This window comes from Shinella sp. JR1-6, from assembly GCF_004284735.1.
Taxonomy (GTDB): Bacteria; Pseudomonadota; Alphaproteobacteria; order Rhizobiales; family Rhizobiaceae; genus Shinella.
Genome location: NZ_SHMI01000100.1, coordinates 1 through 1,619 on the forward strand (window position 1 = coordinate 1; position 1,619 = coordinate 1,619).

General features: G+C 62.9%; 1 protein-coding gene. It reads right to left on the reverse strand.

Annotated features, from left to right (window positions below; translation table 11 throughout):
- Nucleotides 1-172: 172 nt before the first annotated feature.
- Nucleotides 173-1,513: an IS1380 family transposase gene (locus tag EXZ48_RS34475; RefSeq protein ID WP_050747148.1), complete on the reverse strand. Its 1,341-nt coding sequence runs from the start codon at nt 1,511-1,513 to the stop codon at nt 173-175.
- Nucleotides 1,514-1,619 lie beyond the last annotated feature (106 nt).

Here is a 1,619-nt window from a genome sequence, read left to right on the forward strand (position 1 = left end):
CCGCCTTAATGCATAGCACCGGACGTTTTGGCGACGAGAGGCAGGCTTTTGCTGGCTGCGCGACACCGCAGGCAAGTTTTGCCAGTCGCCGGAGTTAATCCATCGTGATGGAAGGCGGGGTTTGCAGGTTGAGGTCGAGGGGTTCGCTTTTGGGGCGTCAGCGCCCCGTCGGCTATGTTGCGAGCCGCGGGATGCGATCGAGAACGATGCGCAGGATGCGCTGATCCGGGCAGGATGTTGGCAGGTGCAGGCGGATTTGCGTTTTCATCTCGACCACCCGCGCTGCAATCTTGATGAGGCGCAGTCGCAGGGTGTCGAATTGCGCGACGGCAAAGCGCGAGCGCTTCGGCATCGCGGCCCGCAGCCCCCACATCAGCCAATAGGCACCCGCATGCAGGAACAGCCGGAACTGGTTGGCCGTCGCTCTCGTACAGGAGGTCCGGTCGGCGGCGAGATGCGTCTTCCATGACTTGATGTGGTTCTCGGCCGCTCCACGCCGGCAGTAGACGTCCTCGTAGAGCACCTTGGCCTTGCCACCTGCAAGGTTGGTGACGATGAAGCGGGTGTCGGTGCCTTGGGCGCCAACCTCGACGCGGGCGATGATGCGCTCGACGCGGCTCCAGCTAGCGGCGCCGTCAAAGAATTCCTTGAACCTGCGGACCTTGCCCGTCTTCGCCGACGCGTCGAACCGCGCCATCGTGCTGGTTTCCAGGTCCGCGACATGCTTGCGCAAGGTGGTGGTGGGTGCCAAGCCAAAGATGAAGTCGACATCGTTGGCGCGGCACCAGTCGATGACCGCCGGACTACAATAGTGGCTGTCGGCCCGGATCAGGATCCGAGTGTTCGGCCAATTGCTCCGGATCGCCTGCACCAGGCGTCGCAGGTGGGGGCGGATTTCTGCCCCACTCGGCCGCTTTGCCGGTCGCAGGACCGCGCCGACGAACCGTCCCGCCCCATCGAACACAACGATCGGCTGGAAGCCATATTCATCGTAATGGGCATTGAACAGCCGCAATTGCTGGCCGCCATGCACGGCGTCAAAGGTGTCGTCGATGTCGAGCACGATCCGCTTGGGAACTTGCCGGAAAGAGGCGCAGTAAAGGTCGACCATCGCCCGGCCCATCGCCACCAGTTCCCTCACGCCAGGCAGGTTCTCCAGCCGGCACATCGTCGACTGGGAGGCCAGATCGCGACCCGACGGCAGCGCGTCCTGGGCCATCTTGAAGACCGGATCGGAACGCAGCCGGTTGGCATCGTTGCCATCCTCGTAGCCGGCGGCGATCATCTTCATGCGAAAGCCGATCATGTCGGCCAGGCTATGGACGGTCTGGTCCGGGCAACGCGGATCGTCGATGCAGCGCGCCAGACGGTCGGCCACATGTAGCCGCTTGTCCACCGCAGCCAGGGCCAGAACACCGCTGTCGGACGATAGCATGCCGCCATCAAAACGGGCGACGACGGGCTTGCCGCCGACTGATGACAAACCGGGCAGCGCTAGCGTAGGATCATTCATGGCGGGTGTGGTCTCCGGAAACGGCACGGATCGGCGTAAGCAACCAAATCCTACGTCATTTCAACGGTTTGAACCATATCCGCCAACCCCTCGTGAATTATTCGGG

What these genes read in the sequence shown, in the direction of transcription:
- EXZ48_RS34475 (WP_050747148.1), bottom strand. Translation starts at nt 1,513, where the DNA reads ATGAATGATCCTACGCTAGCGCTGCCCGGTTTGTCATCAGTCGGCGGC.